Annotated in this window: 1 protein-coding gene; it reads left to right on the top strand. The window is 71.6% G+C overall.

The features are described from left to right. Positions 1-255: 255 nt before the first annotated feature. The coding region (locus ABD323_RS41840; protein ID WP_344447312.1) for a hypothetical protein at positions 256-929 on the top strand (674 nt) is incomplete at its 3' end.

Raw genomic sequence — 929 nt, 5'->3', positions numbered from 1 at the left:
CCCTGCGCAGCGACGGCCGAGGCTCGGTGGTGCCCTGCGGTGCCGCTGTCATCCCCCGTAGTTCTGTCACCCGGGCAGTACCCCGGAGGGGCCCGAACGGCGCTCGAAAAAAGTTCTGCGCCCACCTGCAACCATCGGCGGGGATGCGCGTCTTAACGGTTGAAGGCACGGAGAGCGGGGCCCGGCGGGAGCCGGCCCAGGCGGCACCCCTTCACCAACTCGTCGTCAGTTTCAGTTCTTTGGGGGAACCACGTCATGCGCGCGCCCGTTATCAACCGTTTCGCGAAGATCATCCCGCTCGCCGCCGTCGCCGCCCTCACCGCCGGGCTCACCGTCATCCCCGCCTCCACCGCCTGGGCCTGCGGCGACGAGCCGGCCCCGGCCGAACTGAACCGCTTCTTCGATGCCACCAACTCCCTCGTGGCCCCGGTGCCCACCGCCATCACGCCCGGCGGCCCGAAGGTCGAGCTGGGCATGCAGCTGGTCAACTCCACGGGTGCGCCGTTCAAGCGGATCGCCCCGAAGCTGACCTTCGACAGCACCTACGCCGAGGCGGGCGCCGCACTGCGAATCGAGGACGTGACCGTCGAGCTGATGCGCGGTGGCGAGTGGAAGCCGGTCAAGCTCCGGAGCAGCTGCGACCCCCTGCTGTGGGCGGAGACCGACGCCCTCGTCAACGACGCGCTGCCGGAGGGCGGTTCGCAGCGCTACCTGTTCCGGGTCGGCCTCTCCGCCAAGGTCTCCGAGAAGCAGCGCTCGTTCACGGTCGGCGGCGGCCTCGACGCCAAGGGGCACTCGGTCAGCACCGTCCTGAACGTCACCCGGCCGACCCCCGCGCCGAAGCCCGGCACCCCGAAGGCCACCCCCTCCGCCCCGGCCGCCGTGCCCGGCGTCGCCAAGGACGCGCCCACCGCCACGCCGACCCCCAG

This window comes from Kitasatospora nipponensis (genome assembly GCF_039528135.1).
GTDB lineage: Bacteria > Actinomycetota > Actinomycetes > Streptomycetales > Streptomycetaceae > Kitasatospora > Kitasatospora nipponensis.
The sequence above is the reverse complement of the archived record's forward strand: the minus strand, read 5'-3'. Positions and strand labels throughout refer to the sequence as shown.